Source organism: Hyphomicrobiales bacterium, assembly GCA_016125495.1.
In the GTDB taxonomy this organism is placed as follows: Bacteria; Pseudomonadota; Alphaproteobacteria; order Rhizobiales; family RI-29; genus RI-29.
In genome coordinates this window covers 128,290-154,629 of record WGLQ01000002.1, presented here as the reverse complement: position 1 = coordinate 154,629, position 26,340 = coordinate 128,290, and the positions used below count along the sequence as shown (strand labels likewise).

Annotated in this window: 25 protein-coding genes; 17 read left to right on the top strand and 8 right to left on the bottom strand. The window is 68.1% G+C overall.

Going from position 1 to position 26,340, the window contains the following annotated elements; genetic code table 11:
• The first annotated feature begins 269 nt into the window (after positions 1–269).
• A complete protein-coding gene (locus tag GC150_01220; GenBank protein MBI1383520.1) occupies positions 270–1,256 on the top strand; it encodes an MBL fold metallo-hydrolase in 987 nt (328 codons plus the stop codon).
• Here the strand turns inward: GC150_01220 and GC150_01215 are convergent.
• Both GC150_01215 and GC150_01210 read right to left on the bottom strand, forming a co-directional pair.
• Positions 1,253–1,912, bottom strand: a complete 660-nt coding sequence (locus tag GC150_01215) for a DUF2064 domain-containing protein (protein ID MBI1383519.1) — start codon at positions 1,910–1,912, stop codon at positions 1,253–1,255. The two genes, GC150_01220 and GC150_01215, sit on opposite strands and share 4 nt — an antisense overlap.
• 77 nt (positions 1,913–1,989) lie before the next feature.
• Positions 1,990–2,694 carry a glycosyltransferase gene (locus GC150_01210; GenBank protein MBI1383518.1) on the bottom strand — a complete coding sequence of 235 codons (705 nt, stop codon included), beginning with the start codon at positions 2,692–2,694 and terminating at the stop codon, positions 1,990–1,992.
• A gap of 236 nt (positions 2,695–2,930) precedes the next feature.
• Between GC150_01210 and GC150_01205 the strand changes: the two genes are divergently transcribed.
• The 4 genes from GC150_01205 to GC150_01190 all read left to right on the top strand — a co-directional run bounded on the left by GC150_01205 (position 2,931) and on the right by GC150_01190 (position 7,158).
• The gene (locus tag GC150_01205; protein MBI1383517.1) at positions 2,931–4,046 is read left to right on the top strand and encodes a PA0069 family radical SAM protein; all 1,116 of its coding nucleotides are present in this window, start codon (positions 2,931–2,933) and stop codon (positions 4,044–4,046) included.
• A gap of 42 nt (positions 4,047–4,088) precedes the next feature.
• Entirely contained in the window at positions 4,089–4,865 is a 777-nt protein-coding gene (locus GC150_01200) for a ribonuclease HII (GenBank protein MBI1383516.1), read from the top strand.
• Positions 4,866–4,930: 65 nt separating this feature from the next.
• Positions 4,931–5,809, top strand: coding sequence for a hypothetical protein (locus GC150_01195; protein MBI1383515.1), 879 nt, complete (start codon positions 4,931–4,933; stop codon positions 5,807–5,809).
• Positions 5,810–6,018: 209 nt separating this feature from the next.
• Complete coding sequence (locus GC150_01190) at positions 6,019–7,158, top strand: site-specific DNA-methyltransferase (GenBank protein MBI1383514.1); 1,140 nt, start codon at positions 6,019–6,021, stop codon at positions 7,156–7,158.
• 33 nt (positions 7,159–7,191) lie between these two features.
• On the opposite strand, the gene mutY is transcribed toward GC150_01190, so the two are convergent.
• Positions 7,192–8,295 (bottom strand): A/G-specific adenine glycosylase, encoded by a 1,104-nt coding sequence (mutY, locus tag GC150_01185; GenBank protein ID MBI1383513.1) that lies wholly within the window; start codon positions 8,293–8,295, stop codon positions 7,192–7,194.
• A gap of 299 nt (positions 8,296–8,594) precedes the next feature.
• Between mutY and GC150_01180 the strand changes: the two genes are divergently transcribed.
• The 9 genes from GC150_01180 (at position 8,595) to GC150_01140 (ending at position 17,862) form a co-directional block, all read left to right on the top strand.
• Positions 8,595–9,308 carry a DUF721 domain-containing protein gene (locus tag GC150_01180; GenBank protein ID MBI1383512.1) on the top strand — a complete coding sequence of 238 codons (714 nt, stop codon included), beginning with the start codon at positions 8,595–8,597 and terminating at the stop codon, positions 9,306–9,308.
• 149 nt (positions 9,309–9,457) lie between these two features.
• Positions 9,458–10,219: a thioredoxin domain-containing protein gene (locus GC150_01175; protein ID MBI1383511.1), complete on the top strand. Its 762-nt coding sequence runs from the start codon at positions 9,458–9,460 to the stop codon at positions 10,217–10,219.
• Positions 10,220–10,431: 212 nt separating this feature from the next.
• The gene (locus GC150_01170) at positions 10,432–11,169 is read left to right on the top strand and encodes a thioredoxin domain-containing protein (protein MBI1383510.1); all 738 of its coding nucleotides are present in this window, start codon (positions 10,432–10,434) and stop codon (positions 11,167–11,169) included.
• A gap of 155 nt (positions 11,170–11,324) precedes the next feature.
• Entirely contained in the window at positions 11,325–14,825 is a 3,501-nt protein-coding gene (gene smc, locus GC150_01165) for a chromosome segregation protein SMC (protein ID MBI1383509.1), read from the top strand.
• 122 nt (positions 14,826–14,947) lie between these two features.
• Entirely contained in the window at positions 14,948–15,415 is a 468-nt protein-coding gene (locus GC150_01160; GenBank protein ID MBI1383508.1) for an ATP F0F1 synthase subunit I, read from the top strand.
• 55 nt (positions 15,416–15,470) lie between these two features.
• A complete protein-coding gene (locus tag GC150_01155) occupies positions 15,471–16,187 on the top strand; it encodes a F0F1 ATP synthase subunit A (GenBank protein ID MBI1383507.1) in 717 nt (238 codons plus the stop codon).
• A 128-nt stretch (positions 16,188–16,315) separates the two neighbouring features.
• Positions 16,316–16,543 (top strand): F0F1 ATP synthase subunit C, encoded by a 228-nt coding sequence (locus GC150_01150; GenBank protein ID MBI1383506.1) that lies wholly within the window; start codon positions 16,316–16,318, stop codon positions 16,541–16,543.
• Between the two features lie 289 nt (positions 16,544–16,832).
• Positions 16,833–17,321: an ATP F0F1 synthase subunit B gene (locus tag GC150_01145; protein MBI1383505.1), complete on the top strand. Its 489-nt coding sequence runs from the start codon at positions 16,833–16,835 to the stop codon at positions 17,319–17,321.
• 58 nt (positions 17,322–17,379) lie between these two features.
• Entirely contained in the window at positions 17,380–17,862 is a 483-nt protein-coding gene (locus GC150_01140; GenBank protein MBI1383504.1) for a F0F1 ATP synthase subunit B, read from the top strand.
• A 94-nt stretch (positions 17,863–17,956) separates the two neighbouring features.
• On the opposite strand, the gene GC150_01135 is transcribed toward GC150_01140, so the two are convergent.
• Positions 17,957–18,919 (bottom strand): alpha/beta fold hydrolase, encoded by a 963-nt coding sequence (locus tag GC150_01135; protein ID MBI1383503.1) that lies wholly within the window; start codon positions 18,917–18,919, stop codon positions 17,957–17,959.
• 187 nt (positions 18,920–19,106) lie between these two features.
• On the opposite strand from GC150_01135, the gene GC150_01130 reads away from it, so the two are divergent.
• Positions 19,107–19,553, top strand: coding sequence for an Hsp20 family protein (locus GC150_01130; protein ID MBI1383502.1), 447 nt, complete (start codon positions 19,107–19,109; stop codon positions 19,551–19,553).
• 92 nt (positions 19,554–19,645) lie between these two features.
• Here GC150_01130 and mnmD read toward each other — a convergent pair whose 3' ends face one another.
• A complete protein-coding gene (gene mnmD, locus GC150_01125) occupies positions 19,646–20,383 on the bottom strand; it encodes a tRNA (5-methylaminomethyl-2-thiouridine)(34)-methyltransferase MnmD (GenBank protein ID MBI1383501.1) in 738 nt (245 codons plus the stop codon).
• On the opposite strand from mnmD, the gene GC150_01120 reads away from it, so the two are divergent.
• On the top strand, positions 20,276–21,616 hold the full coding sequence (locus tag GC150_01120) for an FAD-dependent oxidoreductase (protein ID MBI1383500.1): 1,341 nt from the start codon (positions 20,276–20,278) through the stop codon (positions 21,614–21,616). The genes mnmD and GC150_01120 overlap by 108 nt on opposite strands.
• A 16-nt stretch (positions 21,617–21,632) precedes the next feature.
• Here the strand turns inward: GC150_01120 and GC150_01115 are convergent, their stop codons facing one another.
• The 3 genes from GC150_01115 to GC150_01105 all read right to left on the bottom strand — a co-directional run bounded on the left by GC150_01115 (position 21,633) and on the right by GC150_01105 (position 25,131).
• Positions 21,633–22,328 carry a DUF1826 domain-containing protein gene (locus GC150_01115; protein ID MBI1383499.1) on the bottom strand — a complete coding sequence of 232 codons (696 nt, stop codon included), beginning with the start codon at positions 22,326–22,328 and terminating at the stop codon, positions 21,633–21,635.
• A gap of 213 nt (positions 22,329–22,541) precedes the next feature.
• A complete protein-coding gene (locus GC150_01110; protein MBI1383498.1) occupies positions 22,542–24,137 on the bottom strand; it encodes a hypothetical protein in 1,596 nt (531 codons plus the stop codon).
• A 229-nt stretch (positions 24,138–24,366) separates the two neighbouring features.
• Entirely contained in the window at positions 24,367–25,131 is a 765-nt protein-coding gene (locus GC150_01105; GenBank protein ID MBI1383497.1) for a DeoR family transcriptional regulator, read from the bottom strand.
• A gap of 250 nt (positions 25,132–25,381) precedes the next feature.
• Between GC150_01105 and GC150_01100 the strand changes: the two genes are divergently transcribed.
• On the top strand, positions 25,382–26,314 hold the full coding sequence (locus GC150_01100; GenBank protein ID MBI1383496.1) for an ABC transporter: 933 nt from the start codon (positions 25,382–25,384) through the stop codon (positions 26,312–26,314).
• Positions 26,315–26,340: the final 26 nt, after the last annotated feature.

Sequence of the window (26,340 nt, the reverse complement as noted above, 5' to 3'; positions counted from 1 at the left end):
GCGCCCGCTCAACTCTTGGTGAGGTGGCACGGAGGTGCGCCATGGGCGTTGCCGACCGGCTCGTCTTCGGCTCTCTATCGGTCGGCTCCTGCAGCCCGCGCGGCACTCTCGCCACCGCCTCGCGCTCGCCGGACCCGGACGACCTCGACGCGACCTTGAAGAAATCGCAAAGCAACACCAAAGCACACCGAGGTGCGCTCGAAGCACCCACCAGCACCCGACACCATCGAGCCCCGACAGCATCCAGCAAAGCACCCAAGGAGTTCGCGATGACCCGGTTGACCTCCCTCGATCGCCGCCAATTCGTTCTCGCCGCCGGAGCCGCCGCCACACTACCGGCGCTCGCGACCCTGACGGCACCGACCCCCGCCACCGCCAAGGCCCCGATGCTGGGCCCGGCAGCGCCCACCTTCCGCCGCTTCAAGCTCGGCGCTTTCGAGGTCACGACGATCTTCGACGGCGCCATTCAGCTCGACGGCCCCCATCCGATTTTCGGAGAGAACGTTTCGCAGTCCGAGGTCGCGGCGCTCGTCGAGGAGCGCTTTCTTCCGGCGACCAAACTGGAGATCGGTTTCACACCCGTGGTCGTCAATACTGGCGCAGCGCTCGTCATGTTCGACGCCGGTAACGGTGTCGGCCGCCGACCCAACGCCGGCCTGCTCGCGGCCCGCTTCGCCGAGGCCGGCATCGCACCCGCCGACGTCGACGTCGTCGCCATCACACACATGCACCCGGACCACATCGGCGGTTTGATGGAAGACGGTAAGCCGCTGTTTCCCAACGCCCGCTACGTGACCGCGGCCGCTGAATACGACTTCTGGTCGCCGGCCGAGCGCGCCAGTGGCCCGACCGAGCGAGTCGGCAAGCTCGTGCAGTCGAATGTCGTCCCGCTCGCCGAAAAGTTCACCTTCCTCAAACCCGGCGACGATGTCGTCACCGGCATCTCGAGCGTCGATGCCAGCGGCCACACGCCCGGACACATGGCCTTCCGCCTCGAGAGCGAAGGCAAGGGCATGCTGCTCTGGGGTGATGCCTGCAACCACTACGTGGCCTCGCTGGAGCGCCCGGACTGGCACGTCCGCTTCGACATGGACAAGGAGCGGGCCGTCGCCAGCCGCAAGCGCATCCTCGACATGGCGGCGACCGACAAGCTGCTGTCAGCGGGCTACCATATGCCGTTCCCCGCGGTCGGCTACGTCGAGCGCCAGGGTGCAAGCTACCGCTGGGCTGCGGCCACCTATCAACTCAACCTCTAGATCACACCGATCGGGCGCGGTGGCACGCTGGCGCCACCGCGCCCTGCGGCCGGCAGAACCCGCCGGCCGATCAGCCGCCCGAGCCGATCGAGATCCGCGCGCGTATCGAGATCCCCGAGCGTCGCGGCGTGAGCCACCCGCCGGCCTTCGAGATTGGCCTTGGTCTCGGCGAGCGTCGAGGACACCGACCAGGTGACCCCCTCGAACAGATCGGGCATCGCGCGTCCGCCCCGCCAGCCGACCAGCCAGAAGCCCCCGTCCTCGGCCGGCCCGAGGACGGCATCGGCTCCCTTGAGGCGGGCGAATGCCGTCGCCAGTACCGGCGCATCGACCGCCGGCAGATCGGTGCCGATCAGGATCGTCGCCCCGCCCGGACGCCCGGCCTCCTCCCCGGCCAACGCCCGCTCGAGGAGACGCTGCATGCGCACGCCGAGGTCACCGGCGCCCTGTGCCGTGCGTGCGAGGTGGCATGGCCAGAACCGGTCGGCCAGGGCATTGTCTGGGCTCACCGCCAGCACCACACGGAACCGGGGGTCACGCCCGATGCGCGCGACCAGCCCCGCCACCATATGGCGATAGAGCTGGGTTGCCCGCCCGCGTCCGATCGCGCGCCCGAGCCGCGTCTTCACCCGCCCGACCCGCGGCAGCTTGGCCATGACGATGACGGTCGCCGGAACACGCCCGTTGTCGGCGCCATGGCGCACCGCATTCACGCCCCGCTTCGGCACATGCCTCACGAGCCGTAGAGCCTTGCGAGCATGCGCGGCGGCACGCGGAGATAAAAAAGCGTGAGGCAGAAGAGATTGCGGGCCGAGCGCTTGACGTAGCCGCTCCGGCGAAAGCGCTCGGCGCTCGTCACCGCACGCGTCCGCAGCATGACGATGCTCCCGCGACCGAGCCGGCCGACGAGGTCGACATCCTCCATCAGCGGGATGTCGCGAAACCCTCCGGCATTCTCGTAGCGCTGGCGATGCACGAGCAGGCCCTGATCCCCGTAAGGCAGACCGAGCAGCGCGCAGCGCCAGCCGACGAGTTGCTCGAGCACCCTCGGCCCGGCGCCATGATCGTCGAGCGCGAAGCGAAAGGCCGCCGCCCGCGCATTCGCACTCCCGCTGGCACATCGCACACGCTCGCTCTCGACGAGCCCGCGCACCTCCCGCACCCATCCTTCTTCGAGCACGGTGTCGGCGTGGATGAAAAGCAGCCAATCGCCGCGCGCGGCCTCGGCCCCTACCGCGAGCTGCGTTCCCCGGCCACGCGCCGAGGCAACGAGCCGCGCGCCCGCCTCCTCGACGATCGCGAGTGTCGCGTCGCTCGAGCCGCCGTCGACGACCACCACCTCCTTGACGATGCCCTCCACCATGCCCGGCACCAGCGATGCGAGCGTGTGGGGCAGCGTGCGGGCCGCGTTGAGCGTTGGAATGACGACCGAGATCATGCCCCCTCGCGCGCGAGCGCCCGGGTGCCCGTGGCTGAAGTCGCGCACCCGGAAATTTGGCCCCGCCGATCGTTACAGGCGGTTCGTTCCGCCGGCAAGTCGCAGTCACGATGATCTCGGGCGCGTGCTTCGATCGTTTTATGTTCTTGATATGTTCGTTTCGGTTGACTAAGATTCGATCGGCGGACCGGCTCCGATGATTGCGTCGGTGCCGCGCGAGTGGAGCGGCGGCGACCATGCACGAGGAACAGCCCGACGATTTCCCAAGCGGCGACGGCGCCGTGATCGCCGGGCCGCGTCGTCGCGGCCGTGGTGCCGTCAGCAACGCAAGCGGGCGCTTCGAGAGCGAGCGGCGCGAGCAGTTCGACGACGGCTGGCAATCGCTCGCCGAACTCGAGCCGCTGACCACCGTCGTAAAGGAGGAAAAAGCGCGCTCCGTCATAACGCGAAACGACAGCCCCGACATCAGCTTCTCACAGTCCATCAATCCCTATCGGGGCTGCGAGCACGGCTGCATCTACTGCTATGCGCGCCCGCCCCATGCCTACCTCGGCCTCTCGCCGGGCCTCGACTTCGAAACCCGTCTGACGGCCAAGGTCGATGCGCCCGAAGTGCTGACCCGCGAACTCTCGGCCAAAGGTTATCGGCCCATGACCATCGCGCTCGGCACCGTGACCGACCCCTACCAGCCGGTCGATCGCGAGCGGGGCCTGACGCGGCGCATCCTCGAGGTACTCGAAGCGGCCCACCATCCCGTCGGCATCGTCACCAAGTCGGCCCTCGTGCTCCGCGATCTCGACATCCTTTCGCGCATGGCCAAGCGCGATCTGGTCAAGGTGGCGATCTCCGTCACCACGCTCGACCGGCGCACCGCGCGATCGATGGAGCCCCGCGCGGCAACCCCGGGCCGCCGGCTCGAGGCCATCGCCCGGCTCGCGGAAGCGGGGGTGCCGACCTCGGTCATGGTCGCCCCGATCGTGCCAGGCCTCACCGACCACGAGATCGAGGCCATTCTCGAGAAGGCCGCCGAGGCTGGTGCGAGCGAAGCCGGTTACGTCCTCTTGCGTCTGCCCCTCGAGATCGCGACGCTGTTCCGGGAATGGCTGACGGAGAGCTTCCCGGACCGGGCCGCTCGTGTCATCCACCTGATGCAGTCGATGAGGGGTGGGCGCGACTATGAGTCCGAGTGGGGTGTGCGTCAGCGGGGCCGCGGCCCCTTCGCCGAGCAGATCGGCATGCGCTTTCGTCTCGCCTGCCGCAGGTTCGGCCTCAACGCCGATCGTCGGATCCTGCGCACCGACCTTTTCGTGCGCCCCGACGCGCCGGGCGAGGCGCAATTGCGCCTTTTCTGACGACCTTCGCCGAGTGGACCACGAAGGAGCGCGCGATCCGAGATGAAGCCGAGGCAACCGAGACTGGCAGCGAGCCTTGCCGAAATCGTTGCCGAACTCGCCGGGAGCAGCCGGCCGGTTGAGGTCAGCGGGCACCAGGCGCTGGAAGCGATCGCCGCGCGCAAGCCCGCCCCCGCGATCGTCGGCATCGACGAAGCTGGTCGCGGACCGCTCGCCGGGCCGGTCGTGGCCGCAGCGGTCCGTCTCGGCGCACGCACCGACTGCACGGGCATAGACGATTCGAAGCGCCTCTCGCCCGCCGCGCGCGAGCGCCTGTCCCTCGCCATCCGCGAAAGCGCCAGCGTTGGCATCGCCATCGTCGACGTCGCGACCATCGACCGCGTCAATATCCTCGAGGCGACCATGCTGGCGATGGAGGGCGCGCTCACCGATCTGCTCGATGGGCCCACCGCCCGAGCCAGGAACCCGCATTCGCTTCGAGCACCCCCCATCCCCACCCTCGTCCTCGTCGACGGCAATCGGCTGCCGCCCGGCCTCGCCCGTCGCGTCGAGTGCGCTCTGCCGGTGGTGGACGGCGATGCGCGGATGGCCGCCATCGCAGCCGCCTCCATCATCGCAAAGACCGTGCGGGACGCTTTGATGACCGATCTTGCCCGCCGCCATCCGGGCTACGGCTGGGAAAGCAACATGGGTTACGGGACCTCGGCCCACCTCGAGGCCCTTGCCCGCCTCGGCCCGACCCCGCACCATCGCCGCAGCTTTGCCCCGGTGCGCCGCCTCTGCGCTCCGTCCGCCGCCCCTTGGAACCGGCATGACTGAGAGCACGACCGACGCGCACGCTCCTCGTGGCGCGAGCCTCCAAGCCACACCACCCGGGAGATCCCATGCCGACCTATGATGCTCGCTCCGCGCTCCCCGATGGGCGCCCCGGCCCGTGGTCCGAACCGCTCGAAATCACCTACGACCAGCGCGACGTCCTGCTCTACGCCGTCGGCATCGGCTCGATCGCCCTTCGCTTCATCCATGAGCGGCACCCGCAATTCGCGGTCTTTCCGACCTTCCCCATCCGTTGGGGCGGCCGGGGCCTGCGGCTCGATCCGGCGCACGTCCCGCCCTCGATCGGACCCCTCGACCTCGATGCTGAACGTCACATCACGTTCCTCGCTCCAATGCCGGCGGCCGGCAGCGTCCTCGTGCGCTCGCGCCTCACCGCCCTCGTCCCGCGGGGCCAAACCAATTGCCTGCTCGAAACTGAGACCGAGGTGTTGGACCGCGACGGCACCCCCCTCGTGCGCATGGTCAACGGCTCATACCGCCGGGGCTTCGCTGTGCTCGGCGACATCCCGCCCTTCGAGGGCAGCGGCGAGACGGCCTTTGCCCGCCACCCGGTGCCGGCCCGCCTACCCGATTTCGAACTCACCACGACGGTCGCCCCGAACCAGGCCCACATCTATCGCCTCTCCGGTGACCTCAACGCGCTCCATATCGATCCGGGCGCAGCCCGGCTCGGCGGCTTCGGCGCGCCCATCCTGCACGGCCTGTGCACCCTCGGGATCTGCGCCCGAGAGTTGCTCGCCCATGTCTGCAACGACGAGCCGTCTCGCCTCATCACATTCGGTCTTCGCTTTTCAGCCCCGGTCCACCCAGGCGACACGCTCGCTATCAATGTGTGGCGCGATCGCCCGGACCGAATCCTGTTCGTCGCCCATGTCGGTGAGACCTGCGTCATTTCGAACGGCACGATGTCCCATGCGCCGCACTGAGTGGCGACCGTCCAACGTCTCGCACGCTCGCACGACTAGTCCCGCGCCCCAGTCTCTGATGACCAGCGCGTCGGGAATGCTGGCCAAAGCGGCGCGGACTTGGCTAGACTCCAACCCGCCGACCGGCATGCCAGCCCCTAGGCTTCGTTGTTGACCTGTTGTCGCGGCCCGCGCCCTGGCGCCCGAGCCGCCGTGTAGTCGAGTTGCCGATGCCCAAGCGTCCGTCCCGCGTTGCCACACGTGCCCCGCGTCTCCCCCTCGACAGCGTCCTCGTCGGCGACTGTATCGAGCGGCTTGCCGACCTGCCGGACGCGTCCGTCGATCTCGTCTTCGCCGACCCGCCCTACAATCTCCAGCTCGAACGCGAGCTGCTTCGCCCCGACAATTCGCGCGTCGATGGCGTCGACGACGAGTGGGACCAGTTCGACAGTTTCGCCGAGTACGACAGCTTCACCCGGGCCTGGCTCGGCCAGTGCCGCCGCGTCCTGAAGCCGAACGGCGCGATATGGGTGATCGGCTCCTACCACAACGTCTTCCGGCTCGGCGTTGCGCTCCAGGACATCGGCTTCTGGCTGCTCAACGACATCGTCTGGCGCAAGACCAATCCGATGCCCAACTTCCGCGGCCGCCGCTTCACGAACGCCCATGAGACGCTGATTTGGGCAACCCACTCAAAGAGCGCGCGCTACACCTTCCACTACGACGCCATGAAGGCCGGCAACGACGACCTCCAGATGCGCTCCGATTGGCTCTTTCCGATCTGCTCGGGTGCCGAGCGCCTCAAGTCCGGAGATGGCCGCAAGGCCCATCCGACGCAGAAGCCGGAAGCGCTGCTCTATCGGTTGATCCTGGCAACGAGCAATCCGGGCGACGTGGTGCTCGACCCCTTCTTCGGCACCGGCACGACTGGTGCCGTCGCCCGCCGTCTCGGCCGGCGCTGGATCGGCATCGAACGCGATCAGGGTTACGCCACCGCGGCCGAGCGCCGCATCGCCGCGCTTCGCACCCTGCCGGCGAGCCTCCTCGAACCGGCGCCCAGCCGGCGCACCGACCCACGCGTACCGTTCGGCACCATCGTCGAACTCGGCATCATCGAGCCTGGCGCCACGCTCTACGATCCGACCGGTGAGCGGCCGGCCGAGGTGCATGCCGACGGCACGCTCGCGGCGGGTGGCCTGCGCGCCTCGATCCACAAGCTCGGCGCCATGCAGCTCGGCCGCGAGGCATGCAACGGATGGACCTACTGGCATTACCGTGCCGGCGCTGACGCAAACCTCGAGCCGATCGATCGCTTGCGCGTGATCGCCCGCCGCCATCTCGGCCTCACCGCGGGGGCGTTGGCGGATTAGTGCGCCGCCGTGTCCGAGAGCCGAGGTCGGGCCTCAATCGTCGCCCGCCTCCTCGAGACCGAAGGCGAGGGCCTTGCGCATGACACTCGGCAATGCCTCGCCCGCGAGGTCGCCCCGCGCCACCCAGCTGCAACGTTCCTGCCCGGCCCAAAGCGTCAACTGCGCGTCGGCCGGCACGACAGCGCGGTAAACCGCGAGTTCCAGACGGAAGTGCGTGAAGGTGTGGATGACCTGCCCGGGCACCGCCCACCACTGCGCACGCACCGGCACGGTGCGCAGCACCTGGCGCCGATCAAGGGGCTCCTCCGTCCACTCGGTGCAAGGCACCTCCATCATGCCGGAGAGCAGCCCGCCCTGCGGCCGCCGCCGCAGGAGCACATGACCGTCCTCGCGTAAGGCGACGAAAGCGGCCCCCCGGCGCACCGGTCGCTCGACCTTCACCGCCCGGGCCGGCAACTCGCTCTGTCGTCCCAGGGCGCGCGCCCTGCAGACACCCTCGAGCGGGCAAATCATGCAGGACGGCCGGCGCGGCGTGCAGACGCCGGCCCCGAGATCCATCATCGCCTGGGCGAAATCGCCGGCTCCGGTCGCAGGCGTCAGACGCCGGGCGAGATCGCGCAGCACATCCTTGGCACCCGGCAGCGGCCGATCGACGGCAAAGAGGCGCGCGACGACCCGTTCGATGTTCCCGTCGACCGGCGTCGCGCACTTGCCGAAGGCCATCGCGGCGATCGCCGCCGCCGTGTAGGGGCCGACGCCGGGCAGCTCGTTCAGCTCGGATTCGCTCTCTGGAAAGCGCCCACCGTGCTTTTCCACAACCAACCTGGCGCACGCATGTAGATTGTTGGCGCGCGAGTAATAGCCGAGGCCCGCCCAGTGCGCGAGCACCTCCTCTCGCGGCGCCGCGGCCAGTGCTCCGACCGTCGGCCAGCGCGCGACGAAGCGTTGAAAGTACGGTAGCGCGGCTTTGACCGTCGTCTGCTGCAGCATGACTTCCGACAGCCAGACACGGTAGGGATCGCCGAGTACGCCGGGCTCCATTCGCCACGGCAGATCGCGTCGCGATTCTCGATACCAGACCCTGAGCAGGTCCGCGACCGCCCCTGCAATGGTCTCGTCGCTTGGTGATCGTGCCATTTCCGCAACAGCGTCCACAGCTTGCGCTCCCGCCCGTCTCGCACGCGATTCGCCGCTCATGCTAGTTTGGAGGGGTGATTCGCGAAAGCGCGCCAGACCATCGTCGCCACCACGCCTGTGTCCTTCGAGGCACGGTGAGCAAAGTGGGGAATGGTCCGGGAGGCCACTTCCGTCGGGAAGGCCTACAGGCCACCTTCGGACGGCCTCGGGTTGTCATGTTGCGTTCCGTGTTGGGGTGGGGCTCCGCCGACGGTCTGGTCACGGATATGGCCACCGTTCGCGGATGATCGGGGATTCGCATGACGCAACATCGTCGCAAGTCGACGCCCTCCGAGACGAGGCGGGCGCCAGACGAGGAAGCCGAGGGATTCGGAGCCGCCGCAGGCAAACGCCGCGCTTTCGCACCGGCCCAGCCGACCGCGGTCGGGGCATTCGTGCCGGCCGTCGCCCGTAAGGCATTCGAGAAATATGGCTTCCACGCCGCGAGCCTGATCACCGATTGGCCCGAGATCGCCGGCGACGAGTTGTCCGCCTTTACCAACCCCGAGCGCCTCACCTGGCCGCGCATGGCGGAAGCCGCGCTCGCCGAGCCCACGCTGGAGAGTGATCGCGCGGCCGGCCAGCGGGGGGCGACCCTCGTGTTGCGCGTCGACGGCGCCCGCGCCCTCGAAATCCAGCACCGCAAACCGCAGATCCTCGAGCGGATCAACACCCATTTCGGCTATCGCGCTGTCACCGACCTGAAGATTCTCCAGGCCCCGGTGGTCGCGCGCTTCATGCCCAAGCCGCACTCGGGCGGTCCGCGCCAAGTGCTGACGGCACCAGCGCCATCGAGCCGGGCACCGCGCTTCGACACCAGCCGCCTGCCGAGCGAGCCACCGTCCCACCGCCTCGGCTTCGTGCGCCAGACGCCGCAGGCAGGGGCGGGCACAGCCCCTTCGGAGGCCGGCGATGCCCGCCTCGAAAGCGCCCTCGGCCGGCTCGCCGCCGGCGTCGCACGGCGGCTGAGCTGACGTCCGGCGGACGGTCCGCCCGAAACTGCCGGATAACGGGCTTTTGAGCGCGGCCACACAGGCCGCGCCACACTGGTGCCCCTTGGCTGAATTATGACTATATACCGATGACGACGGGGCGCCCCCCTGCGGCGCTCGCTCGAGCCATGATGGAGTGGACGGTGGACGATTTGACAACTCGTGGTGCGATCCCCGGTCGCGACGGCGCGGTGACCAAGCGGGATGTCCTGGCTGGCTTCGGCTCGTGTCTCGGCGCACTGACACTCGCCACCGGCTCAGGGTTGTCGGTCGGCCTCTTCGGTGGCAGCGGGCCCGCGCACGCCCAGCGCCTTGCCGATGCCCCGAAGTTCGAGCTGGCCGACATGCTCCAGACGGGCGAACTCGCCGACATGGCCATCGGCGCCGCCGAAGCCCCTGTCACCATCATCGAATACGCTTCGATGACGTGTGGTCATTGCGGCAATTTCCACCGCACGGTGCACCCGGAACTGAAGTCGAAGTACATCGACACCGGCAAGGTCCGCTTCATTTTCCGCGAGTTTCCGCTCAACAACTACTCGGCCGCCGCTGCCATGCTGGCGCGCTGCGTCGCGGCTCGCTCGCCTGACGCCTTTTTTCCCTTCCTCGACGTTCTCTTCAAGCAGCAGGACACGTGGGCCTTCGTTCCCGGCGACCAGCGCGTGGATGCCCTCTTCGGTTACGCCAAGCAGGCCGGGATGACCCGTGAAGTCTTCGAGGGATGCTTGCGCGATCAAAAGCTCCTCGACGACATCAAGTGGATCCAGAACCGGGCGCGCGACACCTTCGGTGTCGATTCGACCCCGACCCTGTTCATCAACGGCATCAAGTTGTTGGGCGGCCACAGCCTGCAGGAGATCGAAGAGGTCATGGCGCCCTTCCTCGACAGTTAGGCGCCGACCCCTTGCCCAGCCTCGCCGATTGCTTCACCTGTGAGCGAGGAGGCGCCCGCGCGGCTCCCATTGGATGCCATTCGTCGCGCCAGTCAGGGTAGCTTATGCCGCCCGGCCAGACGAAAGCCGTGGAGCCACACGTGATGGAATTCGGCGCATCGGGCCTATCCGGAGCACCGGGCCGCTCCGGGCGCCATACGCTCGCTCCGGCCATGGCGCTCGTTGCCGCGTTGCTTGCCCTCGGCGGCTGCCGGCCGGGTGGTGAAACCGGCACGCTCGGCGCCACCGCCGCTCCGGTCGAGACCGCGCTGGTCGCCGCCCCCCTCGGTCGGGACGCAACTCCGACGGCGTCCTTTTCCGGGCGGCCGGACCGCATCGCGGAGCCAACCGTCGCGGACGTCATGACCGCCGGCCCGCTGGGCGAGATCACCCTCGGCCGCAGCGACGCCCCCGTGACGCTCGTCGAGTACGCATCGCTCACATGCCCGCATTGCCGGGCCTTCCACCAGCAGACATGGCCCGCCTTCAAGCGCGCCTACGTGGACACCGGTAAGGTGCACTACATCCTGCGCGAATTCCCCATCGGCCGCAGCTCCGGCAATGCTTGGCTCGTCGCGCGCTGCGCGGGGGGAGAGCGCACGTACCGGCTCTTCGAGCATTTCCTCGCCAATCAATCCCGCTGGGTCTCCCAGGAGGTCCGGCTCGACGCGATCTTCGCGGTGGCGCGTGAGGTGGGCATGACGCGGGCCGAGTTCGACGCCTGCCTCACCGATCAAAAGACGATCGCGGCGATCAACTGGGTCAAGGAGCACGGCCGCCGCCTCGGCGTGATCGGCACGCCGACGTTCTTCATCGGGGCCGAGCAGTTCCGCACCGTTCCGACCATCGAAGAACTGCGCTCTCGCATCGACCCACTGTTGGCGGCCCGAGTTGCCGCTTCGTCGGGGTAAAGACCGTTGGAGGGTGCCGAACCGGGGCACCGCCACCCCGTCCCCGGCGGCTGCGGCGGTGCCGATCGGCCTTGAGTAGCCCCCGAATCTGTTGTGCAATAGGATCTTGAACGCTCGCCAGCCGCGTGGTGAACGGGCCGTCCCGGAGGATCGCATTGCAGATCACGCGACTGAGGTTGCAGGGCTTCAAGTCGTTCGTCGACCCCGCGGAGCTGGTGATCGCGCCTGGCCTCACGGGTGTCGTCGGCCCGAACGGCTGCGGCAAATCGAACCTCCTCGAGGCGCTGCGGTGGGTCATGGGCGAGACCTCCCACAAGAGCATGCGCGCCGCCCTCATGGACGACGTGATCTTTTCCGGCACCGATCGCCGGCCGGCCCGCAACATGGCCGAGGTCGTCGTCACCATCGACAATGCCGGGCGCACCGCCCCTGCCGCCTTCAACGACAGCGACCTCATCGAGATTTCGCGGCGCATTGAGCGCAGCGCCGGCTCGGCCTACCGCATAAACGGCCGCGACACGCGGGCGCGCGATGTCCGCCTGCTGTTCGAGGACGCTGCAACCGGCGCGCGGTCCAACGCACTCGTCCGCCAGGGTCAGATCGGCGAGATCGTCAACGCCAAGCCGGAGCAGCGTCGGCGCATCCTCGAGGACGCTGCCGGCATTGCCGGACTACACAGCCGCCGGCGCGAAGCCGAGTTGCGCCTCGAGGCGACCGAGGCCAACCTCGCGCGTGTGGACGACATTCTCGGCCAGTTCACGACACAAATGAACGGACTGAAGCGCCAGGCGCGACAGGCACGCCGCTATCGCGAGCTGAGCGAGGAGATCAAGCGCCTCGAGGCCCTGCAGTTCCACTATTCTTGGCTCGCCGCCGAGCGGGCCGTCGAGGATGCCGAGACCGGCCTGCGCGCGGTTCTCGCCGAGGTCGGACGCGCCAGCGCCGCCGAAACGGCTGGACGGACCGAGCTCGAGCGCCTCAACGAAGCGCTCGGCCCGCTTCGCCAGCAGGAAATGGTGCGCGCCGCGGTCCTCCAACGCCTTCAGATCGAGGTCGAGGGGATCGCCCGCGAGGAGGCGGACGCCCGCGCCCGGCTCGACGAGGTTCAAGGCCGGATCGCGCAATGCCATGCCGACCGTCAGCGTGCCGAGGAGGCTCGCATCGAGGCCCATCACCACGCCGAACGGCTGGCCGAGGAGAAGGAGCGTCTGAATGGCGCACTGGCCCGCCTCGGAGAAGGTGTCGGCCCAGCCCGCACCGCGTCGGCTTCGGCCCGCGAGGCGAGCCTTTCGGCCGATGCTGCACTCGAGACGCTGAATGCCCGCCTCGCCGAGGCGACCGCCGAGCGCCGCCGCATCGAGAGTTCCATCAGCTCGGCCGAATCGGCACTCGAACAGGCGCGCCGCCAGCAGGCGGGCCTGACGCGCGACCGCGATGGGCTGACAAGCGAGCGCGCGGCGCTCGGCGATCCCCATGCCGCCGCGGCCGCCACCGAGGCGGCGCGCAAGGCCCTCGTCGCCGCGATCGAGGCTGCCGAGGTCGCCCACCGAGTGGCCGCCGCGACGTCCGACCGGCGCGACGCCGCCCGCGAACGCGATGCCGAAGCCAGATTGGCTGCCGCCACGCTCGCCTCGGAGGTCAAGGCCCTGCGCCAATTCGTCGCCGCATCGGCGCTCGACGACACGGCCAGCCCCAGGCCAGTTCTCGATCTCGTGACGGTGGCGCCCGGTTACGAGAAAGCACTCGGCTCTGCACTTGGCGACGATCTCGTCGCGAGTCTCGAGGCCGGTGCTCCGGTCCAATGGACCGACGATCCCGCGAGCGAGACCGCGAGCCGCTCCGATCCACCCCTCCCGGAGGGAGCCGAGCCGCTCCGCGGTTACGTCGAGGCGCCGCGCGAACTGCACCGTCGGCTGGCTCAGATCGGCATCGTCGCGGACGAAGCGACCGGTGACCGGCTCGCGCCGGCCCTTCGTGCGGGGCAACGGCTCGTCTCTCCCGCCGGCGCTCTATGGCGTTGGGACGGACTGCGTGCCCGTTCCGAGGCACCGAGCGCGGCGACCGTCCGCCTCATCGAGCGCAATCGCCTGGCCAGTCTCGAGTCGGAACTCGCCGAGCGTGAGGCGACCGCCGCACGCTTGTCCGCCGCCCTCGCGGATGCCATTCGAGAGGCCGACGCGGCCCGGGCCGAATCCGCGACCCGCGACGTAGAGCGCCGCGGCGGCGAAACGACACTGCGCGCGGCCGAGGAGCGCGCCCGCGCGCTCGAGACCGCCATCGCGCGGCTCGACGACCGCCTCGCCGCCGCGGCGACCGCCATCGCCCCGCTCGGCGAACGCATCGACGAACTCGAGCGTCACCTTGCCAGTGAGCGCGCCCTCGTCGCCGACGAAGGTGGCCTTTCGGCCGTTCGCGACCAACGCGCCGCCGCCATGCTCGACGCCCAGGAGCGGCGCCGGCAGTGGACCGAAGCCGAGGCCCTGGTCCGCAGCCTCGAGCGCGAACTCGCCCTCGTCACCGAGCGCAACGCCGCCGTCGATCGCGAGGTCACCCAAACCGCGAACCGCGCCGAACGCGCGGTCGTCCAAATCGAAGAACTCGCCCGTCGCCTCGCGAATCTCGGCGAGGAGGAAGGCCGCCTCGCAGGCATGCCGGGCGAGATCGAAGAGCGCCGTATCCGCCTTCTGGCGTCGCGCGCCGGCGCCGAGAACGAGCGCGCCGCCGCCGCCGATGCCCTCGCCCGTGCAGAAGGCACCTGCCGATCGTGCGCGGAGGCACTCAAGGCACTGCAGCAGGCCATGAACGCCGCCCTCGAGGAGCGCGGCCGCGCCGAGGCGCGCCTCGAGGCAGCCCGCAACCGCCGCGCCGAGCATTCGCTCGCCATCCGCAACGCCCTCGACGTAACCCCTGAAGCGTGTCTCGCGCTCGCCGGCTACGGTGACCCTGCCGATGGCGAGGCGAACCGGTCCGTTCCCACTCCCGAGGAGACCGCCCACCAATTGGAGCGCCTGCGCGGCGATCGTGAAAGGCTCGGGGGCGTCAACTTGCGCGCCGAGACGGAACTCGACGAGCTTAGCGTCGAGCACGACCGTCTCGAGGGCGAGCGCGCCGACCTCGTCGAGGCGATCGCGAAATTGCGCCAGGCGATCCAAAAGCTCAATCGCGAGGGCCGCCGCCGCCTGCTGGAGGCGTTCGAGGCCGTCAACGCCTCGTTCAGGCAGCTCTTCACGACCCTTTTCGACGGCGGCACCGCCGACCTGCAGCTCATCGAAGGCGATGACCCGCTCGAAGGCGGTCTCGAACTCATCGCCCGTCCCCCGGGCAAGAAGCCAGCGACACTCTCGCTGCTGTCGGGCGGCGAGCAGGCCTTGACGGCCATGGCACTGATCTTCGCGGTGTTCCTGACCAACCCTTCACCGATCTGCGTGCTGGACGAGGTCGATGCGCCACTCGACGACGCCAATGTCGGGCGCTTCTGCCGGCTCCTCGAGGACATGGCCAAGCGCACCGACACGCGATTTCTCGTCATCACACACCATCCGATGACGATGTCGCGGATGGATCGCCTCTACGGTGTGACGATGCTCGAGAAGGGGGTCAGTCAATTGGTTTCCGTCGATTTCTCACGTGCCGCGGCGCTGCGCCAGGCGAGCTGATCGACGCCGCTTTTCCAGCTTTCCGCTCCGAACCCGCCGTCGCCCCGCTCGACTTTTGGTGCGCCCAAGAAAAACCGTTTGTTTTCATGAGGTTGATTTCAACCGACCGTCCTTGACACGGTATGGCCGCAAATCTAGATTGCGCGCGAGCAGGAGGGGGCGGGGAACGGCCGCATGCAGTGGGCGTTTCCATGACCGGTCGGAACGACGAGCAGCGACGCGCCGGACAAGTCAGCCCTGAGGATCGGGACCGCCTGAAGCGCGATCTCGAGGATCTGGGCGAGCGGATCGGTGACGCGCGTGCGCATCACAATCCACGCGTCGATCCGACACGTGGCAGGTCCATCGGGTACGCCCTCCGCTTGGCGATCGACTTCATTGCGGCCGTGGTCGTCGGCGGCGCAATCGGCTGGTTCATCGACGACTGGGCGGGCACCAGACCCGCATTTTTGTTGTTGTTCGGCGCGCTCGGCTTGGCCGCTGGCGCGCGGAACGTGATGCGGACCTACCGCCTGATGGTGGCGGAAGCGACGGCAGCGGGCACACCTCCGGGTTCGGGGCGAACCGCACGGGCCGACGAGGGCGATTGAGGGGAGCTGAGGCGTGGCGAGCCAGGAGCATGGGAGCGGCACGGGCATCGACCCGATGCACCAGTTCGAGATCAAGCGCCTGTTCGAATTCGAGCTGTTCGGGCTCGATGCCTCGTTCACGAACTCCGCGCTCTGGATGGTAATTGCCGCGGTAGTGACGACGGCTCTGCTCACGCTGTCCATGCAGGGGCGCGCGCTCGTGCCGACACGTCTCCAGTCCGTCGCCGAACTCTCCTACGAGTTCGTCGCCAACATGATCCGGGAGAACGTGGGAACCGAAGGGATGAAGTTTTTCCCCTTCGTCTTTTCACTGTTCATGTTCGTGCTGGCCTGCAACCTGCTCGGCATGATCCCCTACTCTTTCACGGTGACGAGCCACATCATTGTCACGTTCGCCCTTGCCGCGGTCGTTTTCATCGGGGTGACCATCGTCGGCTTCGTCAAACACGGCGTCGGCTTCCTGAAGTTCTTCGTGCCGTCGGGCGCGCCCGTCGTGCTGATCCCGCTTCTGATCGTGATCGAGGTCATTTCCTATCTGACCCGTCCGGTGAGCCTTTCGGTCCGCCTCTTCGCCAACATGCTGGCCGGCCACACCATGCTCAAGGTGTTCGGCGCTTTCGTCGTCGGCCTCGGCTTCCTTGGCGGTTGGGCCCCGTTGGCCTTCATGGTTGCGTTCACCGGTCTCGAATTCCTGGTGGCGTTCTTGCAGGCCTATGTCTTTGCCATCCTGACGTGCATCTACCTCAACGACGCACTTCACATGCATCACTGACCCCGGTGCGTGGCGCGTTGCGCCACGCACCGAGCCTCGCCACCCGGTCTCCGGGCACGCGCCCGGCGGCCGAACCGCAGAACGCCCGACGCGATCGGGCCCCTGGATAGTGAACGAAGGAGAACACAATGGACGTCGAAGCAGCAAAGATGATCGGTGCGGGCCTCGCCTCCATCGCCCTGGTCGGCGCCGGTCTCGGCATCGGCAACATTTTCGGCAGCTACCTGTCGGGCGCCCTGCGCAACCCGTCGGCCGCGCCGGGCCAGTTCCCGAACCTGCTCCTCGGCTTCGCCCTCGCCGAGGCGACGGGCCTCTTCGGTCTCGTGATCGCGTTCATCATCCTCTTTGCGTTCTGATCGAGTGCCAGACCGGACGGGGCGGACGCGGTCACCTTCCCGCAGCGCCCCTCCACCACTGCATTGCCGGTCGGTTCACGGTGACGCGCCCACCGCATCCGAAAGTCCGGGCCGGTAACGGTCCGGTCGGGCGTCGTCCCAGTGTGCCGATTGCGCAGGGGCGCCGTTCGAGACCTCGGGGCCACCGCTCCGACGGTTGCCGCGGCACCAATGCTCCCGCGAATCAGCCGGACGCCGCAGCGCGTTCGCGACGCATGAGGCACGAACTCGAGAGCGCAGGCCAAGCACGATGCCACAGTTCAACATCCCCGATTACGCTCCCCAGGTCATCTGGCTCGCGATCGTCTTCATCACCTTCTATCTCGTCATGGCGCGCCTCGCCCTGCCGCGCATCGCGGATGTGCTGGAGCAGCGCCGAGACCGCATTCAGCGCGATCTCGACGAGGCCGAGCGCCTCAAGGGCGAGACCGAGCAGGCCATCACCGCCTACGAGCAAGCGCTCGCCGAGGCACGTGGCAAGGCCCACGTCATCGCCCAGGACAACCGCGAGCGGCTGACCGCAGATGTCGAGCGCGAACGCCAGGAGACCGAGCGCCAGCTCGACGAACGGCTCACGGCCGCCGAGGCGCGCATCCAGGCCACCAAGGCGGCCGCCCTCAGCGAAGTGACGCGTATCGGCTCGGAAACGGCCGGCGCCATCGTCGAGCGGCTGATCGGCGCGAGCCCGAGCGACAGCGAGCTTGCCACCGCCGCGGCGCGCAACACACCGCGCCGCTGACAACCCTATCCGGCCCCGTGCGCGGCGCGGCGGCCCACAACGGAACGCGGAGAGTAAAATGGGTGCGGACGAATGGGTGGCCGTATCATTCGGCCTGTTCATCCTGCTGCTGGTCTACCTCAAGGTTCCAGCGATGGTGACCAAGGCGCTGGACGACCGGGCGGATCGCATCCGCGATGAGCTCGAGGCCGCCCGCCGGCTGAAGGAGGAAGCGCAGAGCGCGTTGACGGAATTCCAGCACAAGCGCGAGGAGGCAACCCGCGAGGCCGAGGCCATCATCGCCCAGGCCCGCCAGGAGGCCGAACTCTACGCCGAGGAGACGCGCCGCAATCTCGCCGAACAGCTCGAGCGCCGCACCCGCATGGCCGAGGACAAGATCGCCCGCGCCGAGGAGCAGGCGACGAACGAGGTTCGCAGCGCTGCCGCCGAGGTCGCCATCGCGACGGCACGCGAGCTGATCGCCAGTCGCGTCGGCACGGGCGCCGGCGGCTCCGAGCTGATTGCCCGCGGCATCGCCGAACTGAAGGGCAAACTGAACTGAGTGCGCTCGGCACCCGGTTCGCAGGTAAACCACCTCGCTCCCACCGTCGCAGCGCCCCGTTCGGCATCGCCGACCGGGGCCGCCGCCACCTGTGCTAGGCCCCGCCCTCGTCGATGATCCCGACGTAGGCATCGAACGCCGCCCAGAACTGGCGCCGGATGTCTTCGGCCTCCTGCAGGACCTCGTGGCGAGCACCGGGGATGAGCACGTAGGTCGCCATCTTGATCCGGACCGCGATCTGCTCGATCGCCCGTGAATCGACCACGGCGTCGTCACCTGCGGCAACGAACAGGATCGGCACATACACTTCACTCGCGAACCGTGCCGACGAAACCAGCGCCATCGAACGCAGGGCCGCACGCATCCATCCGAACGTCGGCGCCCCGAGCGACAGGCGCGGTTCGGCCTTGACGATCGCCTGATTGCGCTCGTAGCGATCGCGGCTCGAGGTCAGCACGTTGCCCTCGAACGGCTGGCTCTCCCAGCCCGCATCGGTTCCGCCCGGCACGTAGAGCCAGCCGAGGCCCGCCGTCGCGGTGCTCTCGGCAGCGGTGCGCGCGACGGCCGACGGCAGCCCCAGCCCCTCGCGCGCGAGCCGCACCATCGGCGCACAGAGGACCATGCGCTCGAACCAGGTGCCGGGCGTGCGTGCCGCCCTGAGGAGGACATTGCCACCCATGGAATGCGCGAGTGCGATGTAGGGAGGCGGGCAATCCGGCAGCACGACGTCGCGCATGAACCGCACGACATCGCGGTCGTACTCCTTGAAGTCGCGCACGTGTCCCTTGTGGCGGTTGGGCAGCAGACGGTCGGAGCCGCCCTGCCCGCGCCAATCCATGGTCGCGACGGCAAAGCCCCGGCGCCTGAGGTCCGCGACCACCTCGAAATACTTCTCGATGTATTCCGTTCGGCCGCCGAACAGACAGACCGTGCCACGCCTCGGGCCCCTGCTCGCCTCCCAGCGCGCCGTGCGCAGCTGCACGCCGTCGTCCGCCGTCAGCATCGCCACATGGGCGCCGCTCGGCACCGGGTTCTTCGCCAGCGCGACCAGCTCCATCCCCACGTCCTCCCACGCTGTTGCCGACGCTCCGAGTGGACCGCTTCGCTCGCCCGGGCAAGAGGTCTTGAAACTCTGTCCCGATATCCCAAATCCGTTGCTGTGCAGGCCATATCATGGCTGCACGCTTCGAGGTTCCGCCCTCCGGGGGGACCGACATCATATCGCTTCAAATGGAGGATGTGTGATGAGACATACCGATCTCAGCCCGCTTTATCGCTCGACCGTTGGCTTCGACCGTCTCTTCAGCCTGATGGACGGCATTGCCGGCCGCGAGGCCGACCTCGGCTACCCGCCTTACAACATCGAGCGCACCGGCGAGAGCGCGTACCGCATTACGATGGCCGTCGCCGGCTTTCGGCGTGACGAACTGTCGATCGAGGTCAAGGAGAATGGCCTGACCGTACGCGGCCGCAAGGCGGAGGAAGCTACGACCGCGCAGTATCTGCATCGCGGCATTGCCGAGCGCGCCTTCGAGCGTCGCTTCCAGCTCGCCGACCATGTGGAAGTGCGCAGTGCCGACCTCGAAGACGGCCTCCTGCACATCGACCTCGTTCGCGAGGTTCCGGAGGCCATGAAGCCGCGCACCATCGCGATCGGCGCGGCGAGCACGCCCAAGGCGATCGAGGGCTGATCCCAGCAAGGCAACACCAATAGCCGGGCGGCCGCGCGTGCGGCCCGCCCGGCCACCGCGATTGGGACCGACGGCTGAACAGGGTGCGGCCCTCACGCGCCCTCGCTACTCCTATCGCGACGCCCTTCGAGCCGTTCGCGCTTGCCGCCGAAGCCCGCGACGCGCTCAACAGCGAACCCGGCGGCCGCGAGATTGCGGCGAACGGCACCGGCCGCAGTATAGGTGGCGAACGTGCCACCGGGCGCTGTCCGATCATGCACGAGCCGCATGAGGTCCGCACCCCACATCTGCGGGTTGCGTGCCGGGCTGAAGCCATCGAGATACCAGGCATCGGCAACGAGCGGCTTGGCGGCGAGCGTCTCGCGCGCATCGCCGATCACCACCTCGAGGCGGACCTTGCCGACAACGGCACCGACAGTCCCGGCCGGCGCCTGCGGCCACTGGCTGGCGAGCGAGCGAGCATGGTCGGCCAGTTCCGGCCAGGGTGCCGCCGCGCGAACGATGGCATCGCCGGCAACGGGATGATGCTCGAATGAAACGAAATCGAGCCGCGCCGGACAGGCCGGATCGCACTCGGCAGCGAGCGCCGTCGCGAGCAGGTTGAGCCCGGTCCCGAAACCGAGCTCGCCGATGACGAAATGCTCCCGCCCTCGCCAGCGCTCCGGCAAGCGGTTGCCGCCGAGGAAAACCGCGCGAGCCTGCCCGAGGCCCCCCGCCACCGAATGATAGGCCTCCCCGAAGCGAGGCGAGAGGGGGACACCGCCAGCGGACCAGGTGACCCGTTCGCTCGCCTCCACGCCGGCACAAGGCAATCGCGCCCCTTCCGACATCGCTCTCTCACTCCCGCACGCCAGGTTGTCCGACAGCCCCGGAGTGTGGCAGGTCCACACCGACGGGCAAATGCCCGAGCGACCTCGGGGAGTTGGATGGTTCGCGCCTATGACATCGCCGTAGTCGGCGGCGGCGTGATGGGGCTCAATGTCGCCCTCGCCGCGGTCCGTGCGGGCCAATCCGTCGTCCTCATCGAGCGCCACCGCTGCGGGGCGGGCGCGAGCGCGACGCCACTCGGCGCCCTGCTGCCCCATATTCCCGATGCTCCGAGCGAGCGCAAGGCCTTCCAATTCGCTGCCCTGACCAGCCTGCCGTCCCACCTCGGCTCGCTCGAGGCCGAAACCGGCCTCGCCATCGGCTACCACCGCCACGGGCGGCTCGTACCGATCCGCCGAGCTGGTTTCCTCGCTCGCATGCGCCGGGCCGAAGCACGCTTCGGCGAGATCTGGCGCACCGACGAGACCGGTTTTTCCTTCTCGATTCTGCCACCCGACGCCCGGCGGGACCTGCTCGACCCCGCGAGTTGCCCGCTCGGCATCGCCCACGATACCCTCTCGGCGCGCCTTTCCGCCCCGGCTTACGTCGAAGCGCTGCGCACCGCACTCGCCGGTCGCGTCACTCTGCTCGAGGGAGAGGAATTTCAGGATTTCGACACCGCCACTGGACGACTCCGGGGCTCCCCTGCCGTTTCCGCCGTTTCCTGCGGCCGGCTCGTCGTCGCGGGCGGCTGGCAGTCCTACCCCCTCCTCGAGCGGCTTGGCACACCCGCACTCGGTGCGCCCGTCTGGGGGACCGTCGCCCTCGTTGCCGCGAGCCTGCAGCCGGCGGCGCCCGTGATTTGCGACGACGGGCTCTATGTCGTTCCACAAACACAGGGACGCGTCGCAGTCGGCAGCACCGCAGACGGCGCGCCGCCGCCGGAAGGTGAACCTTCACATGCGCTTTCGGCGCTCCTTGCCCGTGCCCGCGGTCTCGTCACCGGGCTCGCCGAGGCCCCCCTTGTCGCCACCTGGTCGGGCGCGCGCCCCCGCTCATCCACCGGCAATCCCCTCGTCGGGCCGCTCGAGCCCGAAGCACGTATCTGGGCCGCGACCGGCGGCTATAAGATTTCCCTCGCCATCGCCCACGTCGTCGCCGCCGCGCTCGTCGAGGAGATGACGGGCGGCGAGCCAGGAATTCCGCTCCCCGCCTCCTTTCGTGCCGCGGCGCATTTCCCAGTGCAGCAGCGCTAGAGTGCGCGAGAGCGCATCAGACCAGTGGTTCACCGACTTCGCTGATGCAGAAGAACAGACGGAATTGCCCGGTACCGCGGATCGGAGGTGAGCGGTGTACGAGCGCCTCCTCTCGTAATTGCGAGCCGGAAAAGAGCCCGACCGCGAACCGCGGCATCTCGCAGATCGGACCCCGATACCGCTCCTGACGCCAGAGCGCTTCCGGCGCCTCCGCGCTGCCGACCCATTGCGTTCCGGGTCCAAGATAGGTCGTCACGAGCCGAGCCCGGGTGACATCGACATGGAACCTGCGGCATGCGTCATCCAGCACCGCTTCGCACCGCACCTCCATATGCTCCGCCCCGGTCGCCACGGCAAAGAGCAGCACGAGCCCGGCCATGTCGACCTCCAGCGCTCTTGCAAGCGTGTCGTCCAACAGCCTGGAGCCACGAATGGCCTCGTCGAATTGTGCCGTGATATGGGCCGGGTTTCCCGCGACCCGAAAGGCGGGCAGTTCGTGCGGCGTAAGCCGATCGAGACGCGACGCGACGTCGGACGGAAGGCTACGCCGCCAGAGCGCCATCGCAACGTCGGGTTCGTGCCAGCGCATCAGAACCCCCGCCGATGGCGCCGCCAGGATCCTCGACCCGGACCGTGTGCCCCGTAAGGTCGGCTCCTGCTGTCCGGCGGCGGGGGCCGCACCGATATTGGAAATTGCTTCGATCTGCCCCATCACGGCTCGCTCCCTGTTGAACGCCGCCACGCGGTGGTGGGACGAACTGGCTGGGTTGTTTTAATGTTACGTTATAACGTAAGTCAAGCGCGATGTTGGCCCGGAGCGCCAGCACGGTCGAATGGCAAGAGCCGAAGCGGCGCGCACATCGCACCACAATCGCCGACCCGCACCCCCCCACTTCACACTGTCGCGCAAGATCGGCGCCTTGCCTCAATCCGTCGGCACGAGGAAGCGGTCCAGCACGTTGCGCGTGATGCGCTCGACGAACGGGTCACGATCGATGAGGCCGGCCACCCATTCGCACGTGCCCGCCGTGAAAACCTCCCCTCGTCCCTTGCGCATGGAGACCATCATGCCCGAGCCATAGCGCATGAGGTCCATCGTCTCCGGCGTCGCATTGCCGTGCACCGCGCTCGCCGCGAACTCGAGGTCCTCTTCGCCGAGGAAATGATCGACGCCGCGATAGCCGTGATTTTCTTCCGCACAGACCGCGACACCCATGGCTACGATTTCGATTCCTTCTGGAGCACCATCCTCGCCCGTGGCGTAGGGCAGCCCGTTGCGAACACCGTAGCTGAGGCCGTCCACCTCGTAGCCGAAGATGCGCGAGGCTCCACCGAAGACATCCCCGTAGTAGAGATCGGTTCCCTCGAGCGACCAGTGCGAGGAGCGATAGACCGTGAAGCCGCCGGCATGGCGCGGCGCCGCTCCTCCCCACCCGACATAAATTCCTCGCAGCGCGTTGACTCCGAACGTGAGCGCCCCCGGCCGCCCGACCTCGATTGCCTCCCACGCCGTGGTCGTCAGCGTCCGCGTCGCCGGATCGCGATAGAGCGGATCCTCCTCGCGCGCTCGGTACTTGTAGCAGACCTGGGTCGTGCCGCCGTCCTCGATGCGCGTCTGCCAAAGGAAATTGCCGGCGAACCGTGCCGCCCGGCCGCCGGCCTCGATGAAGGCATCCACCGCATCGCGCATTTCCTTCGACCAGTATTCGTCGTGTCCGACGAAGACGGCGAGCCTGTAGCGCGAGAGAATGCCGGGATCGGCGCCGAGATCGTGCAGGGCGCAGACGTCGATGTCGTAGCCCGCCGCCTCCGCCCATCGCGCGAAGTGCCGGTCGTAGCTCGCCCACCCGGCGGAGGTATATTTCTTCGAATAGCCGTTCGCGTACGCCCACTCCATGTGCGGATGGCGGAGCGCCGCTCCCATGACCGGCGGCGTGCGCAAGGGCACCCGCGGTGCGCCATCCGGCAGCACGACGAACCCGCGCGAAAATGGCCGCAGCATCGAAACACGCGGTGAAAAACGGTTGCGGTCCGGCCCCGTGATGCCTTCGTAGTGGTTCGAGCCGCCCCAGTCGTTGTAGGCGAGCCAGGTGCCCGTGGCGGCAACCAGCAGAAGGCGGCCCTCATGGCCCGGCGTCGCCCGCACGATGATGAGGTGATGGTGCTCGAGGAGCCGCCCGTCGGCGGTTCGCCCGCTCACCCGGATCACATATCCCCCCGAGCGCCATCCGCTCGTCCCGCCGGCGTTCGGGATCTCGATGTCGAGCGCCTTCGGCCAGCGGCAGCCGGAGACCGAGCAGTCCTCGGGCGTCGGATGAAAGCGGCCCGCGAGGCCGCGCACGGTGAGCACGTCCTCGCGCAGAGCCCCGTCGCGCCAGATTTCCAGATCGTAGGCATCGAGTGTCGTCGACACGTGGAGCCCGACTGCATCGCCTGGCGCCGCGCTCCAGCGGTCGGTATAGCACCAGAGCTGCGGCTCACCCGGATCGTTCGACGCCCGCTCGTGGAAGTTCTCGAGGATCGACGAGGGCCAGAGACCTCGTGTCGTCGCCCCGCGTTTGCCGGCGGTTGCACCTCCCCCGCCGGTCCCGCCGGCCTTCGGTTCACCGGACGACGTCTTTGCACCCTCCCCTACACGCGAGAGCCGTCGCAGAGCGCTGCTCGCTTCCCCCGACCGACACCGAACACACCCGCCCGGTGCCGCCACCCGCGAAAACCACGTGGCCGACGGCCGGGCCGCGATCGATTGCTCAAAGCCTGGCCAGTTCCACTTCCGTGCCCGCCTGCTTCAGTCGATCCGCGATCTCCGGCGGTGGCGGACGGTCGCACACCAGGCGATCGAAGTCACTGAAATCACAAACCTTGACGAGCGCCGGCCGCGCGAACTTCGTGTGATCTGTAATGATGAGGCGCTGCTCGCCGCATTGCAGCACGGTGCGCGCGAACTCGGCCTCCTCGAGATGGAAGTCCATCGGCCCGACACCGGCATCGACCGCACCGATAGAGATGATGGCGAAGCGCACACGAAAGCGCGCCACGAAATCGATCGCCCATCGCCCGAAGGCGGCGCCGTTGTCGCCGTGCAATTCTCCGCCGGCCATGTAGACCTTGTTGCCGTTGACGGTGGCCAGCGTGCGCGCGACGTCCGAAGAATTGGTGACGATGGTGAGCCCGCGCTTGCCGAGCAGCGCCCTTGCCAGCAGGCTCGTGGTCGTGCCGGTATCGAGCATGATGCTGTCCCCGTCGGCGATCCCGGCAGCGACATGGCGGGCGATAACGCGCTTTTCCTCCGCATTCTCGCGCATGCGGCGCTCGAACGGGACCTCGGCAAGGCCGGCCGGAAGACGCACCTGACCGTGCAGTTTGATCAGTTCGCCGGCTTCGTCGAGCGGGCGGATGTCTCGGCGCACGGTTTCCAGCGAGACATCGAGATCGCTAGCGAGGTCGGCGATCCGGATGGCGCCATGCTGACGCAAGGCGGCGAGGATCCGGGTCTGGCGGTCGCTCCACTCCATGTGGGAAATCCGTCCGGCTTGTGTGGTTTTCCTCGACACTTAAGCTCATAAAACCACAAAATACAACGTCTGTCCTGCCGTTGTGGCGATCAATGCCTCGGATATGCCTCGCGCACTATTGACAACGATCGACCCCGGCTCGCAATCTGTCGACTAACCTGGCGACAAGCTGCCACCTTCGAGGCGGCCAGCGGACCGGGTCGGGAGGAGGATTATATTTATGCCGAGAGTGGTTCGAGACAGTATTGCCATGGCGGCCTTTGCCGCCGGTCTCGCGCTGGTGCCGATGGCGGCTGGCGCCGAGGCCGAATCGAGAGACCCCATCAAGTTGACGCTGCACGATTGGACCGGTCAGTTCATCACCACCAAGATCATGGGCGAGGTGTTGAAGAAGGCCGGCTACAATATCGAGTATGTGCAGGCCGACTACATCGCGCAGTTCGCCGGGCTCAAGACCGGTGATCTGCACGTTGCCATGGAGATCTGGGAGACGACTGGACGCGACGCCATGGACGAGGCCACGGGGACCGGCAATGTCGAGAACCTGGGCGAGACCGGGATGCAGGCCATCGAGGAATGGTGGTTCCCCGAGTACATGAAGGAGAAGTGCCCTGGTCTGCCGAACTGGGAGGCCCTGAAGGACGAGGCCTGCGCCGAGGCGTTCTCGACCGCGGAGACAGCGCCGAAGGGACGATATCTCGGTGGTCCGGTCACCTGGGGCGGATATGACGACGAGCGCGTCGTGGCGCTCGATCTGCCGTTCGAGGTCGTACACGCGGGAACCGACGCGGCCCTGTTCGCCGAGCTCGAAAGCGCCTACCAGCGCAAGGCCCCGATCATGCTCTGGGTTTATGCTCCACACTGGGCGCCGGTGAAGTACAAGGGCGCCTGGGTCGATTTCCCCACGTACACGCCCGAGTGCTACAGCGATGCCGGATGGGGCGGCAATACGAGCGAGAAGTACGACTGCGGCAAGCCGCGCGGGCCGATCTGGAAGGTGGCTTGGTCCGGCGTGCGGGACAAGTGGCCGGGCGCCCACAAGGCGATCATGGCCTTCAACGTCAGCAATGACGAGATGGGCGCGATGGTCGCCGCGGCCGACCTCTACGGCAAGAAGGTCGACGATGTCGTGGCCGAGTGGATCGCCGCCAACGAGGCCCGCTGGTCCGCTTGGATCAAATAGCAGCGGGGGTTCGTCCCGGTGTTCCG